This is a genomic window from Mycobacterium sp. THU-M104 (assembly GCF_049197365.1).
Lineage (GTDB): Bacteria > Actinomycetota > Actinomycetes > Mycobacteriales > Mycobacteriaceae > Mycobacterium.
In genome coordinates, this window is the sequence record NZ_JBMIOP010000124.1 from 22,138 (window position 1) to 38,077 (window position 15,940).

19 protein-coding genes and 1 pseudogene are annotated in these 15,940 nt (G+C 70.7%); 3 read left to right on the top strand and 17 right to left on the bottom strand.

The genetic code is table 11. The annotated features are described in order from the left end of the window. Nucleotides 1–10 precede the first annotated feature (10 nt). Nucleotides 11–880, bottom strand: a complete 870-nt coding sequence (gene rpsB, locus ACOJVU_RS10835) for a 30S ribosomal protein S2 (RefSeq protein ID WP_421529782.1) — start codon at nucleotides 878–880, stop codon at nucleotides 11–13. Nucleotides 881–1,222: 342 nt separating this feature from the next. On the opposite strand from rpsB, the pseudogene ACOJVU_RS10840 reads away from it, so the two are divergent. Further along, nucleotides 1,223–1,678 (top strand): annotated as a pseudogene (locus ACOJVU_RS10840) (M23 family metallopeptidase); the annotation flags it as partial. A 28-nt stretch (nucleotides 1,679–1,706) separates the two neighbouring features. Here the strand turns inward: ACOJVU_RS10840 and ACOJVU_RS10845 are convergent. The 8 genes from ACOJVU_RS10845 to ACOJVU_RS10880 form a co-directional block, all read right to left on the bottom strand. Next, a complete protein-coding gene (locus tag ACOJVU_RS10845) occupies nucleotides 1,707–2,612 on the bottom strand; it encodes a tyrosine recombinase XerC (RefSeq protein WP_421529783.1) in 906 nt (301 codons plus the stop codon). Between the two features lie 33 nt (nucleotides 2,613–2,645). Beyond that, nucleotides 2,646–3,809 carry an alpha-hydroxy-acid oxidizing protein gene (locus tag ACOJVU_RS10850; RefSeq protein ID WP_421529784.1) on the bottom strand — a complete coding sequence of 388 codons (1,164 nt, stop codon included), beginning with the start codon at nucleotides 3,807–3,809 and terminating at the stop codon, nucleotides 2,646–2,648. A gap of 42 nt (nucleotides 3,810–3,851) precedes the next feature. Next, nucleotides 3,852–4,715, bottom strand: a complete 864-nt coding sequence (locus ACOJVU_RS10855) for a siderophore-interacting protein (RefSeq protein WP_421529785.1) — start codon at nucleotides 4,713–4,715, stop codon at nucleotides 3,852–3,854. Between the two features lie 32 nt (nucleotides 4,716–4,747). Beyond that, nucleotides 4,748–5,917, bottom strand: coding sequence for a DNA-processing protein DprA (gene dprA / locus ACOJVU_RS10860; RefSeq protein ID WP_421529786.1), 1,170 nt, complete (start codon nucleotides 5,915–5,917; stop codon nucleotides 4,748–4,750). Further along, complete coding sequence (locus ACOJVU_RS10865) at nucleotides 5,914–7,425, bottom strand: YifB family Mg chelatase-like AAA ATPase (protein WP_421529787.1); 1,512 nt, start codon at nucleotides 7,423–7,425, stop codon at nucleotides 5,914–5,916. Before ACOJVU_RS10865 ends, dprA begins: the two co-directional genes overlap by 4 nt. Continuing rightward, entirely contained in the window at nucleotides 7,425–7,811 is a 387-nt protein-coding gene (locus ACOJVU_RS10870; RefSeq protein WP_421529788.1) for a YraN family protein, read from the bottom strand. Before ACOJVU_RS10870 ends, ACOJVU_RS10865 begins: the two co-directional genes overlap by 1 nt. 72 nt (nucleotides 7,812–7,883) lie before the next feature. Continuing rightward, on the bottom strand, nucleotides 7,884–8,771 hold the full coding sequence (gene fdhD, locus ACOJVU_RS10875; protein WP_421529789.1) for a formate dehydrogenase accessory sulfurtransferase FdhD: 888 nt from the start codon (nucleotides 8,769–8,771) through the stop codon (nucleotides 7,884–7,886). Nucleotides 8,772–8,854: 83 nt separating this feature from the next. Further along, nucleotides 8,855–9,037, bottom strand: coding sequence for a hypothetical protein (locus ACOJVU_RS10880; protein ID WP_421529790.1), 183 nt, complete (start codon nucleotides 9,035–9,037; stop codon nucleotides 8,855–8,857). A 212-nt stretch (nucleotides 9,038–9,249) separates the two neighbouring features. Here ACOJVU_RS10880 and ACOJVU_RS10885 point away from each other — a divergent pair, with 212 nt between their 5' ends. Further along, the gene (locus tag ACOJVU_RS10885; RefSeq protein ID WP_421529791.1) at nucleotides 9,250–9,981 is read left to right on the top strand and encodes a GAF and ANTAR domain-containing protein; all 732 of its coding nucleotides are present in this window, start codon (nucleotides 9,250–9,252) and stop codon (nucleotides 9,979–9,981) included. 215 nt (nucleotides 9,982–10,196) lie between these two features. On the opposite strand, the gene ACOJVU_RS10890 is transcribed toward ACOJVU_RS10885, so the two are convergent. Genes ACOJVU_RS10890 through rplS form a run of 4 tightly spaced genes read right to left on the bottom strand, consistent with a single transcriptional unit; the run spans nucleotide 10,197 to nucleotide 12,568 of the window. Beyond that, nucleotides 10,197–10,502 (bottom strand): DUF2469 domain-containing protein, encoded by a 306-nt coding sequence (locus ACOJVU_RS10890; RefSeq protein WP_007171389.1) that lies wholly within the window; start codon nucleotides 10,500–10,502, stop codon nucleotides 10,197–10,199. A gap of 43 nt (nucleotides 10,503–10,545) precedes the next feature. Then, nucleotides 10,546–11,265 (bottom strand): ribonuclease HII, encoded by a 720-nt coding sequence (locus ACOJVU_RS10895; RefSeq protein ID WP_421529792.1) that lies wholly within the window; start codon nucleotides 11,263–11,265, stop codon nucleotides 10,546–10,548. A gap of 13 nt (nucleotides 11,266–11,278) precedes the next feature. Then, nucleotides 11,279–12,169, bottom strand: a complete 891-nt coding sequence (gene lepB, locus ACOJVU_RS10900) for a signal peptidase I (RefSeq protein ID WP_421529793.1) — start codon at nucleotides 12,167–12,169, stop codon at nucleotides 11,279–11,281. 57 nt (nucleotides 12,170–12,226) lie between these two features. Continuing rightward, nucleotides 12,227–12,568, bottom strand: a complete 342-nt coding sequence (rplS, locus tag ACOJVU_RS10905) for a 50S ribosomal protein L19 (protein ID WP_421529794.1) — start codon at nucleotides 12,566–12,568, stop codon at nucleotides 12,227–12,229. A gap of 245 nt (nucleotides 12,569–12,813) precedes the next feature. On the opposite strand from rplS, the gene ACOJVU_RS10910 reads away from it, so the two are divergent. Continuing rightward, on the top strand, nucleotides 12,814–13,788 hold the full coding sequence (locus ACOJVU_RS10910; RefSeq protein ID WP_421529795.1) for a hypothetical protein: 975 nt from the start codon (nucleotides 12,814–12,816) through the stop codon (nucleotides 13,786–13,788). Here the strand turns inward: ACOJVU_RS10910 and trmD are convergent. Genes trmD through rpsP form a run of 4 tightly spaced genes read right to left on the bottom strand, consistent with a single transcriptional unit; the run spans nucleotide 13,785 to nucleotide 15,811 of the window. After that, on the bottom strand, nucleotides 13,785–14,492 hold the full coding sequence (gene trmD, locus ACOJVU_RS10915; protein ID WP_421529796.1) for a tRNA (guanosine(37)-N1)-methyltransferase TrmD: 708 nt from the start codon (nucleotides 14,490–14,492) through the stop codon (nucleotides 13,785–13,787). The two genes, ACOJVU_RS10910 and trmD, sit on opposite strands and share 4 nt — an antisense overlap. Then, nucleotides 14,489–15,034, bottom strand: coding sequence for a ribosome maturation factor RimM (rimM, locus tag ACOJVU_RS10920; RefSeq protein ID WP_421529797.1), 546 nt, complete (start codon nucleotides 15,032–15,034; stop codon nucleotides 14,489–14,491). The genes trmD and rimM overlap by 4 nt, the downstream gene beginning before the upstream one ends. A 19-nt stretch (nucleotides 15,035–15,053) precedes the next feature. Next, entirely contained in the window at nucleotides 15,054–15,296 is a 243-nt protein-coding gene (locus ACOJVU_RS10925) for an RNA-binding protein (RefSeq protein WP_369739544.1), read from the bottom strand. Nucleotides 15,297–15,301: 5 nt separating this feature from the next. Continuing rightward, on the bottom strand, nucleotides 15,302–15,811 hold the full coding sequence (gene rpsP / locus ACOJVU_RS10930; RefSeq protein ID WP_421529798.1) for a 30S ribosomal protein S16: 510 nt from the start codon (nucleotides 15,809–15,811) through the stop codon (nucleotides 15,302–15,304). Nucleotides 15,812–15,940 lie beyond the last annotated feature (129 nt).

Consider the following 15,940-nt stretch of genomic DNA (forward strand, 5'->3'; position numbering starts at 1 on the left):
ATCAGCCTTCCTATGAGGGGTCAGCGGTCGATTCGGTTGCATCCGCTGCGGCTTCACTGCCGACAGCGGCGGCGGTGTCGGCGCCAGCGGTTGCCATGGCTGTCGCCGTTGCGGAGGCCAGCAGCTCCTGCTCCCATTCGGCGAGCGGCTCGGCGGCCTCGACCTCGGGCTTGCCGTCGCCGCGGCCCGCGCCGGCACGAGCCTGCAGGCCCTCGGCGACGGCCGAGGCGATCACCTTGGTCAGCAGCGCGGCCGAGCGGATCGCGTCGTCGTTGCCCGGAATCGGGTAGTCGACCTCGTCGGGGTCGCAGTTGGTGTCCAGGATCGCGATCACCGGGATGCCCAGCTTGCGGGCCTCGCCGACGGCGATGTGCTCCTTGTTGGTGTCGACCACCCAGATCGCCGAGGGCACCTTGGCCATGTCGCGGATACCGCCGAGACTGCGCTCCAGCTTGTTCTTCTCACGGGTCAGCATCAGGATTTCCTTCTTGGTGCGGCCCTCGAAGCCCCCGGTCTTTTCCATCGCCTCGAGCTCCTTGAGGCGCTGCAGCCGCTTGTGCACGGTGGAGAAGTTGGTCAGCATGCCGCCCAGCCAGCGCTGGTTCACGTACGGCATGCCGACGCGGGTGGCCTCGGCCGCGACGGATTCCTGTGCCTGCTTCTTGGTGCCGACGAACAGCACCGTGCCGCCGTGGGCGACGGTCTCCTTGACGAACTCGTACGCCTTGTCGATGAAGGTCAGCGTCTGCTGCAGGTCGATGATGTAGATGCCGTTGCGATCGGTGAAGATGAACCGCTTCATCTTGGGGTTCCAACGGCGGGTCTGATGCCCGAAGTGGGTGCCGCTGTCCAACAGCTGCTTCATGGTGACTACGGCCATGGATGTGCCTTACGTGTGTCGGTTGCCGCCCGGCATCGGGTGAGGCCGGGCCCTGGCGTCTGCTGCGTGCCGGACCCGGCCAGGAAAACCCGGACGGGACCGCCCGGCATGCGGTGCGGGCTCCTCGTGTAACAGGAGTCGCGATGCAGGCGCGCGAAGTCAGCCCGCAAGCGAGCTGCATCCGGAAGTTTACACGGGTCCCTCAGGTGGTTTGACCAGTTCTCCCCAGCGGCGTCTTCGTCCACAGAACCCGCGGGTATGGGTGTCCGCAACCGCGGGGCGGCGCTCAATGGAGGTGTGCGGTGGGCGCTATTCCTGGGTTTGGCCCTGTTGTGCGTGCCCAGCGCCGCGCCGGCGCGAGCCGGCGACGAGCGGCTGGATTGGCCGTTGCGGCCGCCCCCGGCCGTCACCCGCGGATTCGACGCCCCGTCGCCGGACTGGCGGCCCGGACATCGGGGCGTCGACCTCGCCGGCTCACCCGGCCAACCGGTGTATGCAGCAGGCACCGCGACCGTGGTGTTCGCCGGGTTGCTGGCCGGGCGACCGGTCGTGTCGCTGGCCCATCCCGGCGGATTGCGCACCAGCTACGAGCCCGTCCGGGCGGCGGTGCGCCCAGGTCAGACCGTGACGGCCGCAACGGTGATCGGCTTGTTGGTGGCGGGGCACTCAGGGTGCCGGACCTCGGGAGCTGGAGGGGCGTGCCTGCACTGGGGGGCCATGTGGGGGCCCGCGTCGGGCGCCCGCTACGTGGATCCGCTGGGCCTGTTGAGGTCCACACCGGTGCGACTCAAGCCGCTGGGCGGGTGAGGTTTGCTCGCGGCGAAAACTAGGCACGCGGATGGGCCTGGTCGTGCACCGCCCGCAGTCGCGACACCGCGACATGGGTGTAGAGCTGGGTGGTCGCCAGGCTGGAATGCCCGAGCAGTTCCTGCACCACCCGCAGGTCGGCTCCCCCTTCGAGCAGGTGCGTGGCCGCGCTGTGCCGCAAACCGTGCGGGCCCATGTCGGGCGCGCCGTCGACCGCGGCGACGGTCTGGTGTACGACAGTGCGGGCCTGGCGCACGTCGAGCCGCCGGCCCCGGGCTCCCAGCAGCAGCGCCGGACCCGACTCGGCGGTCACCAGGGCGGGACGCCCGCCGGCCAACCACGCGCCGAGCGCTTCGGACGCCGGCAGCCCGAACGGCACGGTGCGCTGCTTGTTGCCCTTGCCCAGAACACGCACCAGCCGGTACCGGGTGTCGACGTCATCGACGTCCAAGCCGCACAACTCGCTCACCCGGATCCCGGTCGCGTACAGCAGCTCAACGATCAGCCGGTCCCGCAATGCCAGCGGATCGCCTTGCTGCGCGCCGGATTTCGCGGCCGCCATGGCGTCGGCAGCCTGATCCTGGCGCAGCACGGACGGCAACGTGCGATGCGCTTTGGGCACCTGTAGCCGGGCGGCCGGATCCCCGTCGAGCAGGCCGCGCCGCGCCGCCCAGGCGGTGAACGCCTTGACCGCCGAGGTGCGCCGGGCCAGCGTGGTGCGAGCCGCACCCGCGCCGGCCGCCGCGGCCAGCCACGACCGCAGTACCGGCAGGCTCAACCCGTCCAGGCCGACCCCGCGCCCGACGCAGAACGCCAGCAGCGAGCGCAGGTCACCCAGATAGGCGCGGCGGGTGTGCGCCGAGCGGCCGCACTGCAGCGCCAGGTACTCGTCGAACTCCTCGAGGACGTGTTCGCTGTCCGGCACTGGTCCACGCTCGCAGACCGCACGCCGCATTGCTCAGTCGACGCGCCGCAGCGTGTCCGGCGTGAGATCTTTGCGCGTCGGATATCCGTCCACGGCCATGATCAGGTCCGCCTCGGCCAGCATCATGCGCAGCACGTGCACGACCCCGTCGGCACCGCCGAGGGCCAGGCCGTACGCGTAGGGCCGGCCGACACCCACCGCCGTCGCGCCCAGCGCGAGCGCCTTGACGACGTCGGCACCGCTGCGGACCCCAGAGTCGAACAACACCGGGAGCCCGTCGGCCGCCTCCACGACCTCGCGCAGGGAGTCCAATGCGGGCAGGCCGCCGTTGGCCTGGCGACCGCCGTGGTTGGAGCAGTAGATGCCGTCGACGCCGCCGTCCTTGGCTCGCCGGGCGTCGTCGGGATGACAGATGCCCTTCAGGAGCAGCGGAAGGTCGGTCAACGAGCGCAACCAGGCGAGGTCATCCCAGCTCAGCGCGTTCGCGAACAGCTGCACCCAGCGCAGCACCGCGCCCTGGGGGTCCTCCTCCGGCGGGCGTGCCAGGCCCGCCCGGAAGACAGGGTCGCTGGTGTAGTTGGCCAGGCAGTGGCCGCGCAGCTGCGGGAAGTTCGAGGTGCTCAGGTCGCGGGGTCGCCACCCGGTGACCCAGGTGTCGAGGGTGACGACGATGCCTTTGAAGCCGGCGGCCTCGGCGCGTTGCACCAGGCTGGCGGCCAGCTCCCGGTCGGTCGGCGTGTAGAGCTGGAAGAATCCGGGAGTGTTGCCGAGCGCGGCGGCGACGTCCTCCATGGGGTCGACCGACAGCGTGGAGGCCACCATGGGCACGCCGGTGCGCGCGGCCGCGCGGGCGGTGGCCAAGTCGCCGTGCCCGTCCTGGGCGCACAGGCCGATGACGCCGATCGGCGCCATGAAGATCGGGGTCGGCAGCGTCATGCCGAACAACTCGACGGACAGGTCGCGCTGTGCGGCGCCGACCAACATGCGCGGCACCAGACCGCAGCGGTCGAAAGCCTCGCAGTTGGCCCGTTGCGTGCGTTCGTTGCCCGCACCGCCGGCGACGTAGGACCACACCGACGGCGGCAGCGCCGTTGCGGCCTTGGCTTCGAGCTCGGCGAAGCCCATCGGCAAAGACGGCACAACCCCGGCCAGGCCCTGCAGGTAAATCTCGTTCTGGTAGTCCCCGAAATGTCGCATGCAATGAGAATGCCAGCCGGCGCGGCGGACGACCTCCGGGCCCTACCGGAGTGCCCCCCGCGCCTCCGCTTCCTTCAGGGCCAGCTCCTTCTTCCACTGCCGGAAGGTCTCCTCGGTGCGACCGCGCCGCCAGTAGCCCGAGATCGACGACGCCCAGCGCGCATCCACACCGCGCTCGCGACGGACGTAGGGCCGCAGGTTGTGCATGACGGCCTGCGCCTCGCCGTGGATGAAAACGTGCACCTGCCCCGGCAGCCACGGCGTGGTGGTGACCGCCTCGATCAGCGGCGCATGGTCGCCGGCGCGGTCTTCGGGCACCAGATCGGCGCGACCGCCGCGGTAGACCCAGTGCACCTCGACGGACTCCGGTGCGATCAACGGGATCTCGTCCTCGGGGTTGGCCACCTCGATGAACGCCTTGCCGACCGAGTCGGCGGGCAGCGCCTCCAGCGCGGCGGCGATCGCCGGCAGCGCGGACTCGTCTCCGGCCAGCAGATGCCAGTCGGCGGCCGGGTCGGGGGTGTAGGCGCCACCGGGGCCCATCAGGTACACCGGCTGGCCCGGTCGGGCCGCGGTCGCCCAGGGACCCGCCACACCGTGCTCACCGTGCACGGCGATGTCGACGGCAATCTGCTGGTTCACCGCGTCGACGCGGCGGACTGTCATGGTCCGCACCGGGGGTTTCCGCGCGGGCGGCAACTCGGCGAAGCTGTCCAGCGTCAGCGGCCGCGGCAGCGCGGCGACGTCGACGTCGTCCGCGACGAAAACCATCTTGACGTAGGTGTCGGTGAACCTGTTGGGCACGAAAGTGGAGAACTCGCTGCTGCCGAGCAGAACCCGGATCATGTGGGGTGACAGCTGTCGCCTACCGGCGACTTCAAAGGTATGCAGAGGTCGACCTGCCACGTGCCCTCCCTTCCAGACCCGGCCGGTGACGACTATACGAGCCACGGCGTCCGCCCAGCTCGGGCGGCGTTCGCGTGGACGACTTTCCAGCGGCCGTCGGCGCGCTGCACCAGCCCGGCCACCTCGAGGATCGCCAGCGGCCCCAGCACCTGCTCCGCCGGCAGGCCCGACGCCACCGCGACCTCTTCGACCGTGGCTGCGCCGCGCCCCGGCAGCGCCTCGTAGACCTGACGCTGCTCCTGGCTGAGCCCGTCGAGGGCGGTGGCCGGGCGCGGCTGTTCGGGTGCCAGCTCGCCGATGCGGCCGACGAACTCGACGATGTCCTCGGGCCGGGTGACCAGCTGCGCGCCGTGGCGCAGCAGCACGTGACAGCCCGCGGACGCCGACGAGGTCACGGGCCCGGGCACCGCACCCACCACCCGGCCCAGGGCCCGCGCCCAGGCGGCCGTGTTCGCCGCCCCGCTGCGCAGGCCTGCCTCCACCACCACGACCGCACCCGTGACCGCGGCGACCAGGCGGTTGCGGGTCAGGAACCGGTGCCGGGCGGGGCGTACCCCGGGCGGGTATTCGCTGAACAACAGCCCGTGCCGGCCGATGCGGTGCAGCAGAGCCGAATGGCCGGCCGGATACGCGACGTCCAACCCGCCGGCGAGGGCGGCTACCGTGATGCCGTCGCAGGTCAGCGCCGCGCGATGCGCCGCGCCGTCGATCCCGTAGGCACCGCCGGAGACGACCGCGATGTCTCGTTCGGCCAGACCGGCCACCAGGTCGGCCGTCACCTGCTCGCCGTACGCGGTCGAAGCGCGGGTGCCGACCACCGCGGCCGCACGTTCGCTCACCTCGTCCAGACGCGCCGGGCCCTGTGCCCACAGCACCATCGGCGGATTTACGCCCGGCCGCGCGCCGGGTCGAGCGCCGAATGCCGCGAAGGCCAGCAACGGCCACTCGTCGGTGCCGGGCGTGACCAGTCGCCCGCCGCGGGCCGCGAGCAGCGCGAGATCGGCTGCGGCCCGGTCGGTTTCCCGGCGCGCCGCGGTGCGCCGCGCCAGGTCGTCTCCGACCAATCCGCGCCGGACCCGGTCGGCGGCCTCTACCGGGCCGACGGAGCGCGCCAGGGCCGCCAGTTGCGGGCAGGGCGGCTCGGCCACCCGTGACAGGTAGGCCCAGGCAAGGGCCGTGGGTTCGTCGACCGGTTCCGTCATCGCCGCGCCCCCATCTGCCGGAAGCTGAGCGCGGCGGCGACTTCGTCGAGCCCGGGGAGATCCCGACCGGCCAGGTCGGCCAGGCTCCACGCGACCCGCAGGGTGCGGTCCACACCGCGGATACTGAGCAACCCGCGATCCAGCGCGCTGCGCAGCGGCTCCATGGCGGCATTGCCGAGGCGGAACCTGCGCCGCAGCAACGGCCCGCCGACCTCAGCGTTGGTGCGGAACCCGTGGGGGCGCCACCGCGCGGCAGCCGCCTCACGAGCCAGCGCCACCCGCCGGCGGACCCGCTCGGTTGACTCACCGTCAGCGACCGAGAACGCTCCGGCCCGTACCGGGTTCATCTGCACCCGCAGGTCCACCCGGTCCAGCAGTGGGCCGGATAGTTTGCCCAGGTAGCGCCGCTTTGTCGCGGCCGCGCAGATGCAATCCTGCGGATCGGCCGGCGCACACGGGCACGGGTTGGCGGCCAGCACCAACTGGAAGCGGGCCGGGTAGCAGGCCACTCCGTCGCGGCGGGCAAGACGGATCTGACCGTCCTCCAACGGGGTCCGCAGCGACTCCAGCGCGGCGACACTGACCTCGGCGCATTCGTCGAGGAAAAGAACTCCGCGATGGGCGCGGCTGACCGCACCCGGGCGGGCCATCCCCGCGCCACCGCCGACCAGCGCCGCAACGCTGGAGCTGTGATGCGGCGCCACGAACGGTGCCCTGGTGATCAGGGGCGTGTTCGACGACAGCAAGCCGGCCACCGAGTGGATCGCGGTGACCTCCAGGGCCTCGCTTTCCGACAGCGGCGGAAGCAACCCCGGAAGACGTTGCGCCAGCATCGTTTTCCCGACCCCCGGCGGCCCGGTCAGCATCAGATGATGCGCACCGGCGGCCGCGACCTCCACTGCGAAGCGCGCCTGCGCCTGGCCCAACACATCGGCGAGGTCGGCCGAGGGACCCGAACCGGTGGTGGCCGCACGGACCCGTTCGCTCAGGCGGGCCGACCCGGACAGCCAGCTCTGCAACTGCCCCAGGGTGCGCACTCCCCAGACGTCGATGCCGTCGACCAGGCTGGCCTCGGCCAGGTTGTCCACCGGGACCACGACCACCGGCCAGCCCTCGCGCTTGGCGGCGAGCACGGCGGGCAGCACCCCGCGCACCGGCCGGACCCGCCCGTCCAGCGACAGCTCGCCCAACAGGACCGTCTTGTCCAGGAGCTCCCACGGGGTTTTCCGCTGCGCCGAGAGCACCGCTGCCGCCAGAGCGATGTCGTAGACCGAGCCCATCTTGGGCAGTGTCGCCGGCGACAGCGCGAGCGTGAGGCGGGCCTGGGGCCAGCTGTTGCCGCAGTTGGTGACCGCCGCCCGCACCCGGTCGCGGGACTCCTGCAGCGCAACATCGGGCAGCCCCACCAGGTGCACGCCCGGCAGGCCCGAGCTGATGTCGGCCTCGATCTCCACGATCTCCCCGTCCAGCCCGCGGACGGCGACCGCGAACGCCCGTCCCAGCGCCATCAGCCGATCCCCCGCAGGTGGGTGATCTCGGGGGTGCGGCCTGAATTTCGGGGCCCGACCCGCACGCCGATCACGTCGATGCGCACGGCGGCCCAGTGCGCGTCCTGCCCGGCCAACCACAGCCCGGCAAGCCGGCGCACCCGACCGACTTTGCGCGGGGTGACCGCGTGCGGCAGCCCGCCGTACCCGTCGCCGCTGCGCGTTTTCACCTCGACGAACACCACCGTGCGGGTAGCGTCGTCGGCGGCGATCACGTCGAGTTCCCCGTAGCGGCACCGCCAGTTGCGGTCCACGATCCGAAATCCCGTCCGGGTCAGGTGGTCCACGGCGAGCGCCTCGCCCATCGCGCCCAGCTCGATCCGGGCCATGGCCTTGTCTGTCGTCACACCGGCCACCCTGCTCGCCCGTCCCGACAGAATGTGTAACGGCCGGCCGCGCATCGCGGCATTGGCGACCGGTTATCCCCAGTCGCGCGCGTATCCACAACCGGGTGGCCGGGCCGGCCAGGAACTGCCCCGGGTGATCCGGTCGGCGCGGGTGTAGACGTTCATCGAGTCCCCGCGCAGGAAAGCGACGAGTGTGACCCCGGATTCCTCGGCCAGCGAGACCGCCAGCGACGACGGCGCGGACACCGCGGCCAGCACGGGGATCCCGGCCATCACGGCCTTCTGGGTCAGCTCGAACGACGCGCGCCCGCTGACCAGCAGCACCGACGCCTCCAGCGGCACCCGTTCGTGCTCCAGCGCCCAGCCGATGACCTTGTCGACGGCATTGTGGCGGCCGATGTCCTCCCGCACGGCCAACGTCGCGCCGTCAGCCGCGAACAGTGCCGCAGCGTGCAGCCCCCCGGTGCTGTGGAAGACCTTCTGCGCGGCGCGCAGTCGGCGGGGCATCGCGTGCAATGTGGCCGCGGCGACGGTTGCGCCGTCGGCACCAGGGGCGAACCGGCTGGCCAGCCGCACCGCGTCCAGGGACGCCTTTCCACACACCCCGCATGACGAGGTCGTGTAGAAGTTGCGCGTGACGTCGAGACCAGGCGGCGCGACGCCGGGCGCCAGGGTCACCTCGAGCACGTTGTAGTTGTTGACGCCCCCGCCGCCACGGGCGTCCCGGCCGCCGCAGTACCGGATACCGCGCACGTCCGCGCGGCCTGCGATCACCCCCTCGGTGAACAGGAATCCCTGCGCGAGTTCGACGTCCGCGCCGGGGGTACGCATCGTCACCGTGACCGCCGCGCCATTGACCCGGATCTCCAGCGGCTCCTCGACGACGAGGGTGTCCGACCGGGTGGTCGACGTGTCGGCGGTGAGTCGCTGGACCCGCCGACGCGCCGTTACGCGCCCCACCGGGTGCTGACGCCGCCGGCATGGACGCCGCCGGGCGCGGCGCAGCTCTCGGACCCCATTGGTTCAAACTACATCGGCGTGCCTCACAGCACCGGGGACAGCACCGACGGGACCTTGCCGTGCACGGCAAGGGGTTCCACGGAACCATGTCGGCCAGGAGCTGGCGCGGCGTGCCCGGCCACAAGGCAAGGCCCCGAGGTGAACACCTCGATGAGGGAATCTTCGCCGAGGTCGCCGGACGCGAGCTCGTGCTGCCGAGCCGTCACGGGCACCGTCCTGGCCTGCGGGAGCGCAGCCGAAACGGGTACACCGATCACGGCCGGAATTTCCGACCGCGCGCCGTGGGCTCACGGCGCAGTGACTGGCTGACAAGCCGGCAACTGCAGCGCACGCTATGTGCGCCACGTTGCCGACCGATAATCTACGGCCAGAAGGCGGGCCGGACGACGCTCGGACACCGCCCTGAGGGAGGCGCAACGTGGTAAACGACGTGAACACCGGGGGCGAGAGGGTCGACCCGGCGACGGTTTTCGCCGCACTCGCCGAGATCATCTACCAGGGCTCGGACCCGGGTGAGATGTACTCGGCCATCTGTATCGCCGCGACCCTCACGGTGCGCGGCTGCGACCACGCCAGCCTGATGCTGCGGGAGAACGGCCGTTATGTCACCGTCGGCTCCAGCGACCGGCTGGCGCAGATGATCGACGAACTGGAACGACGCACCGGGGACGGCCCCTGTATCGATGCCATCGAGGAGGAGACTCCGCAGATCGACACGGACCTCACCTCGCCTTCGCTGTGGCCCCGGCTGGCGGCCGTCCTGGTCGCGGAGACGCCGGTGCGCGGAGCCATGGGGTTTCGCCTGTTGATCGACAAACGCAAGGCCGCCGCGCTCAACCTGTTCAGCGACACGCCCAACCTGTTCGACGCCGAGTCGGCCGGTGCGGCCGCGGTACTGGCCTCCTTCGCCAGCGTGGCCATCAACGCCACGGCCAAAGGGGAAGACGCCGCGAGCCTGCGGCGGGGACTGCTCAGCAACCGCGAGATCGGCAAAGCGGTCGGCATGCTGATGCTGCTGCACGACATGAGCGAAAACCAGGCATTCGACCTGCTGCGCCACCATTCGCAGAGCCTCAACATCAAGCTCGCCGACGTGGCGCGGACGGTCATCGAGCGGCGGGGCCGCCTGCCTCTCGACGGCGAGGATTAGCGGTCTGGCCCGTTAATTCGTCGGGCCCGTTCGCTGAGGTGCCGAGACTGCGGTGGCGGCGACGTCAAGGCGAAAAAGTAGCGCTGAACGCAGTCTCGACGCCGCCAGCCCAGACTCGGCACCAGCGGCGTCTGGTAACAACCCCCGACGAACTTACGAACGAGGCCACTAGCTCGCGGTCGGCCGGAGTGAGCCAGACCGGCCGGGTGGGCCGGCTATTCGGGCAGGCGCAACTCGGGCTTTTCGACCTCTTCGATGTTGACGTCCTTGAAGGTGACGACGCGCACCTGCTTGACGAACCGCGCCGGCCGGTACATGTCCCATACCCACGCGTCGGACAGGCGCAGCTCGAAATACACCTCGCCGTCTGCGTTGCGCGGCACCATCTCCACGCTGTTGGCCAGATAGAAGCGCCGCTCGGTTTCGACGACGTAACTGAACTGACCGACGATGTCCTTGTATTCGCGGTACAGCGAGAGCTCCATCTCGGTTTCGTACTTCTCGAGATCCTCTGCACTCATCTGGTCAGACATCCTTCTTGTTGCGAACGGGTCCCATCTTTCCTCAACGGTATTGGTCCTGCCCATCCGGAGGGTCCGGATCGCAGTCGGCCACCACCTGGGTCTGTGCGCCGGTCGCCACGCGCCGGACGTTGACGAACGAATAGCGGTGTTCGGCGCACGGGCCGAACCGGGCCAGCGCCGTGCTGTGCGCGGGAGTGCTGTAGCCCTTGTGGTCAGCGAATCCGTAGCCGGGGTGGGCGGCGTCCAGGGCGACCATCAGCCGGTCCCGGCTGACTTTGGCCAGCACGCTGGCAGCGGCGATGCAGGCCGCGGCCGCGTCCCCACCCACCACCGGCAGCGAGGGCATCGGCAGGCCGGGCACCCGGAAACCGTCGCTCAGCACGTAGCCGGGCCGTACCGCCAGACCGGCCACCGCACGGCGCATGCCCTCGATGTTGGCGACGTGCACGCCGCGCCGATCCACCTCGGTCGACGGGATGAACACCACGTGGTAGGCCGACGCGTAACGGCGGATCAGGGGAAACAGCCGCTCCCGCTCCTTGCCGGTCAATTTCTTCGAATCATCCAGTGCGGCGAGGCTTTCCAACTTCCCCGGACCGAGCACGCAGGCAGCCACCACCAGCGGGCCCGCGCAGGCGCCGCGACCCACCTCGTCGACCCCGGCCACCGGCCCCAGGCCGCTGCGGTACAGCGCGGACTCCAGGGTGCGCAGGCCCCCGGACTTGCGGATCACCGTCCGCGGCGGCCAGGACCCCCTCATGCCAAAGCCATGGCTACCGATGTTGCTGGGGGTTCACCGAATCCACGACGCCCCAACGCCCCGGCGGCCACACGATGAACCTGGCCTTGCCGATGACGTTGGAGACCGGCACCGTGCCCGACATCGGATCGCCGGTACACAGAATGCCCTTCAGCACGTCGGTCGGGGTGCTCGTGCAGTGGGCGCGCGAGTCCGCCGAGTGCGTCCGGTTGTCGCCCATCACCCACAGACGTCCCGCGGGCACGGTGACCGGCCCGAACTCGGGGCCCAGGCAGGGGTATGTCGTCGGGTTGGCCATCATGGTGGCCGGATCCAGATACGGCTCGTGAAGCCGCTTGCCGTCGACCGTCAGACCCGTGTCGTTGCGACACTGCACGGTCTGACCGCCGACCGCGATGACCCGCTTGACCAGGTCGTTCTCGTCAGGGGGCACGAAGCCGACGAAGGACAGCGCGTTCTGCGCCCAGCGCAGCGCGGTGTTGTCGGAACGGATCGACTTGTATCCGACGTTCCACGCCGGCGGCCCCTTGAAGACGACGACGTCGCCGGGGTGCGGGACGCCGAAGTCGTAGGTCACCTTGTCCACCATGATCCGGTCGCCGACGCAGCCGGGACATCCGTGCAGTGTGGGCTCCATCGACTCGGACGGAATCAGGTAGGGCCGCGCGACGAACGTGAGCATGACGTAGTAGAGCCCCACCGCGACGACCACGAGGATCGCGAACTCACGCAGGGCGGACCGCTTGCTGCGCGTGGGCTCCGCCGCTTCCGGCGGTTCGCTCGTCGCGGCCCCCGGCTGCGCGGTCGCCGTGTCGTCGGTGCCGCCCGGGTCGCGGGTGGAAACCTTGGGCTCCGATTGACCAGCGTCGGGCCGGGGCTCGGGAGAGTCCGTGCTGTCGGTCACGAGATCAGCGTAGCCAGCGCGATGTGCGCCCCGGTGGAACGCCGGGCCGGTAGGCCGTCAGCGCTTCTCCTTGATCTTGGCTTTCTTGCCGCGGAGCTCGCGCAAGTAGTACAGCTTCGCGCGGCGGACATCGCCACGGGTCACCACCTCGATGTGGTCGATGTTGGGTGAATGCACCGGAAACGTGCGCTCGACGCCGACGCCGTAGCTTTCCTTGCGCACGGTGAAGGTCTCGCTGACGCCCCCGCCCTGCCGGCGGATGACGACGCCCTTGAACACCTGGACGCGCTCCTTGGCGCCTTCGATGACCTTGACGTGCACATTGATCGTGTCGCCCGGACCGAAGGCCGGTATGTCGTCGCGTAGCGACGCCTGGTCGACGAAGTCCAGCCTGTTCATGCGAAAGACACTTCCTTGCAGTCGCGGCTCACGGCTGCCTTACGCAGGTGCGAAGAGGTCACCGAGCCGATGGGTTCGAACGTTGCGATGCGTCTCGCAGCAGGCGGTGAGCGGCCCGGCCCGGCCGACGTCCGCTGGAGACAACTGATCAATTGTGCCAGACACCTGGCGTGCAGTGAAAATCACAGGGAACCGCTGTGCCGTCCGACGGGCCAACCACGCAGGTCAATGGTAGATATGACGGCATGCGATTACGGCCCCTGACGCCGCTGGCCGCCCTGGCGGCTGTCACGTTGGTCGCCGCGACGGCCTGTGTGGCCCAGTTGCACACGCAGGTACAGGCGAGGGTGTTCGACGCCCCGCTGGCCCCGCCGCCCCACTCGGCGCCGCCCCCGTCGCCGCAGCAGTTCGCCGATCTGCTCACGGTGGCCGCGCCGCCGCCTCCGCCGGAGCGGGCACTGCCCGGCACGGGGTTCGGCCTGCTGCAGGCCCGGGTGCAGCAGGCGACCGACGCGGCCGCCGCAGCCGGCGCCACGCTGTCGGTCGCCGTGCTGGATCGCGCCACCAACCGGCTGGTCTCCAACGGCAACGACCGGATCGCGGGGACGGCGTCGGTGGCCAAGCTCTTCATCGCCGACGACCTGCTGATGCGGGACGCGGCGGCCCAGACCGCGCTGACCCCCGACGACCGCCAGGCCTTGGACCTGATGTTGCGGTCCTCCGACGACGGCGCGGCCGAGCGGTTCTGGGGTCAGGGCGGGGAAAACGCCATCATCACCGCGGTCGCGAGCCGGTATGGACTGGCGTCGACCACGTCGCCGCCCGACGGGCGCTGGTGGAACACGATCAGTTCGGCGACCGACCTGATCCGCTACTACGAGAAGCTGGTCGACGGGTCCGGCGGATTGCCCGTCGACCAGGCGAAGATCATCCTGGACAACCTGAACCGGTTCACACCCAACGGCGTTGACGGCTACCCGCAGCGATTCGGCATCCCCGACGGCCTCTACGCCGAACCGGTGGCGGTCAAGCAGGGTTGGATGTGCTGCGTCGGCAGCGACTGGATGCACCTGTCGACCGGGCTGGTCGGAGCCGACCAGCGTTACATCATGGTGGTGCAGTCGTTGCAGCCCTCCGACGACGCGACCGCCCGCGACACGATCACCCGGGCGGTCGCAACGATTTTCCCCGGCGGCCGAGTCGGTCCCGCGTTCGACTAGCTCCTGCCCGGATCACCCGGCGGGCACAGGTCGGGGCGGCGTTCCCGGGTGCGCCGCAGGGAGAGTTCCCGCCGCCAGGCGACGACCCGGGCGTGGTCTCCGGACAACAGCACGGCCGGGACGTCGAGTCCCCGCCAGCTGGGCGGGCGGGTGTAGCTGGGCCCCTCCAGCAACCGGTCCAGGCCCGGCGAGTGCGAGTCATCGCGGTGCGACGCGGGGTTGCCCAGGACACCGTCCAGCAGCCGCAGCACCGCCTCGATCATCACGACCGCCGCCGACTCCCCGCCCGGCAGCACGTAGTCGCCGATCGAGACTTCCTCGACCCGCATCCGGCGGGCGGCGTCGGTGACGACCCGCTGGTCGATGCCCTCGTAGCGGCCGCAGGCGAACGCCAGGTGCGTCTCGGCGCTCCAGCGCTGGGCCGTGGCCTGCGTGAACAGCGCGCCGGCGGGAGTGGGGACGACCAACAGTGTCTCGCCGGAACAGACATCGTCCAGCGCCTCACCCCATACCGGCGCCTTCATCACCATCCCGGGTCCCCCGCCGTAGGGCGCGTCATCGACCGAGTGATGCACGTCGCGCGTCCAGCGCCGCAGGTCGTGCACACGCAGGTCGACCACACCCGACTCGATGGCCTTGCCCGGCAACGACTGCCGCAGGGGGTCCAGGTAAGCCGGGAAGATCGTGACGACGTCGATTCTCATGCCAGATCGAGCAGACCCTCGGGCGGATCGATCTCGATGACGCCATCCTGCAGCGACACCGACGTGACGATCGCGCCGACGAACGGCACCAGCACCTCCCCACCCGCACCGTCGGCGGGCTGCGGCCGCACGGACAGCAACTCGCCGGCCGCGGTGTGCAGCACCTCGGCGACGACGCCGACGTCGGCGCCCGTCGTCGTGCGCACGCGCAGGCCCTCGAGCTGATGGTCGTAGTAGGTGTCCGGCTCGTCGATCGGGTCGATCGGCGGCAGGTCCGCGGAGTCGACGACGAACAGATTTCCCCGCAACGCGTCGGCGGCGGCCCGGTCGGCGACCCCGGCCAACCGCACCAGCAGCCGCCCGCCGTGCTCGCGCGCGCTGTCGACGACGTAACGCCGCTCCGGCCCGCTGCGGCGGGCGTCTCTGGCCCGCAGCGCGGTGCCCGGAGCGAACCGCGCGGCGGGGTCGTCGGTGCGGACCTCGACGATCACCTCGCCGCCGATCCCGTGCGCTTTCACCACGCGCCCGACGGTCAACTCCACGGGAGTTCCATGAACGGTGCTACTGGTCGGTGTCCACGACGTCGACGCGGATGCCCCGCCCGCCGATGCCGGCGACCAGCGTGCGCAGCGCGGTGGCGGTGCGGCCGCCGCGACCGATCACCTTGCCCAGGTCGTCGGGATGGACGTGGACCTCGACAGTGCGCCCGCGCCGGCTGGTCACCATGTCCACCCGGACGTCGTCGGGGTTGTCGACGATCCCGCGGACCAGGTGCTCGACAGCGTCGACGACGACAGTGCCCACGCCGGTCAGCTTTCCGCGGCGGGCTGGGCCGGCTCGGGCTGGTCACCCTCGGCGGCGGCTTCGGCAGCTTCGGCGGGCGCCTCGGCCGGTTGCTCTCCGGCGGCCTCGGCCTTGGCCGCCTTCTTGGCGGGGGCCTTCTTCTTCGGCTTGGCGGCCTCGGTGGTGGGGCCGCCCTCGGCCTCGGCCAGCGCAGCGTTGAACAGCTCAAGCTTGCTGGGCTTGGGGGGCTTGACCTTCAAGGTGCCCTCGGCGCCCGGAAGACCCTTGAACTTCTGCCAGTCGCCGGTGATCTTCAGCAGTTTGAGGACCGGTTCGGTGGGCTGGGCGCCCACGGACAGCCAGTACTGGGCGCGCTCGGAGTCGACCTCGATCAGGCTCGGCTCCTCCTTGGGGTGGTAGCGGCCGATGACCTCGATCGAACGGCCGTCGCGCCGCGTGCGGGCGTCGGCGACGGCGATGCGGTACTGGGGGTTACGGATCTTGCCGAGCCGGGTGAGCTTGATCTTGACAGCCATGTGTTACGCGCTCCTGGGTGTGTCACGCTGCAATTCGGCGATCGGGGCGGGTCGCCCGGATCCGGTTTTGCCTCGCGTGTGTGACCCGCGCGCGAGCACCCCGTCGGGGTGGGTCGCACGAGGGACAAC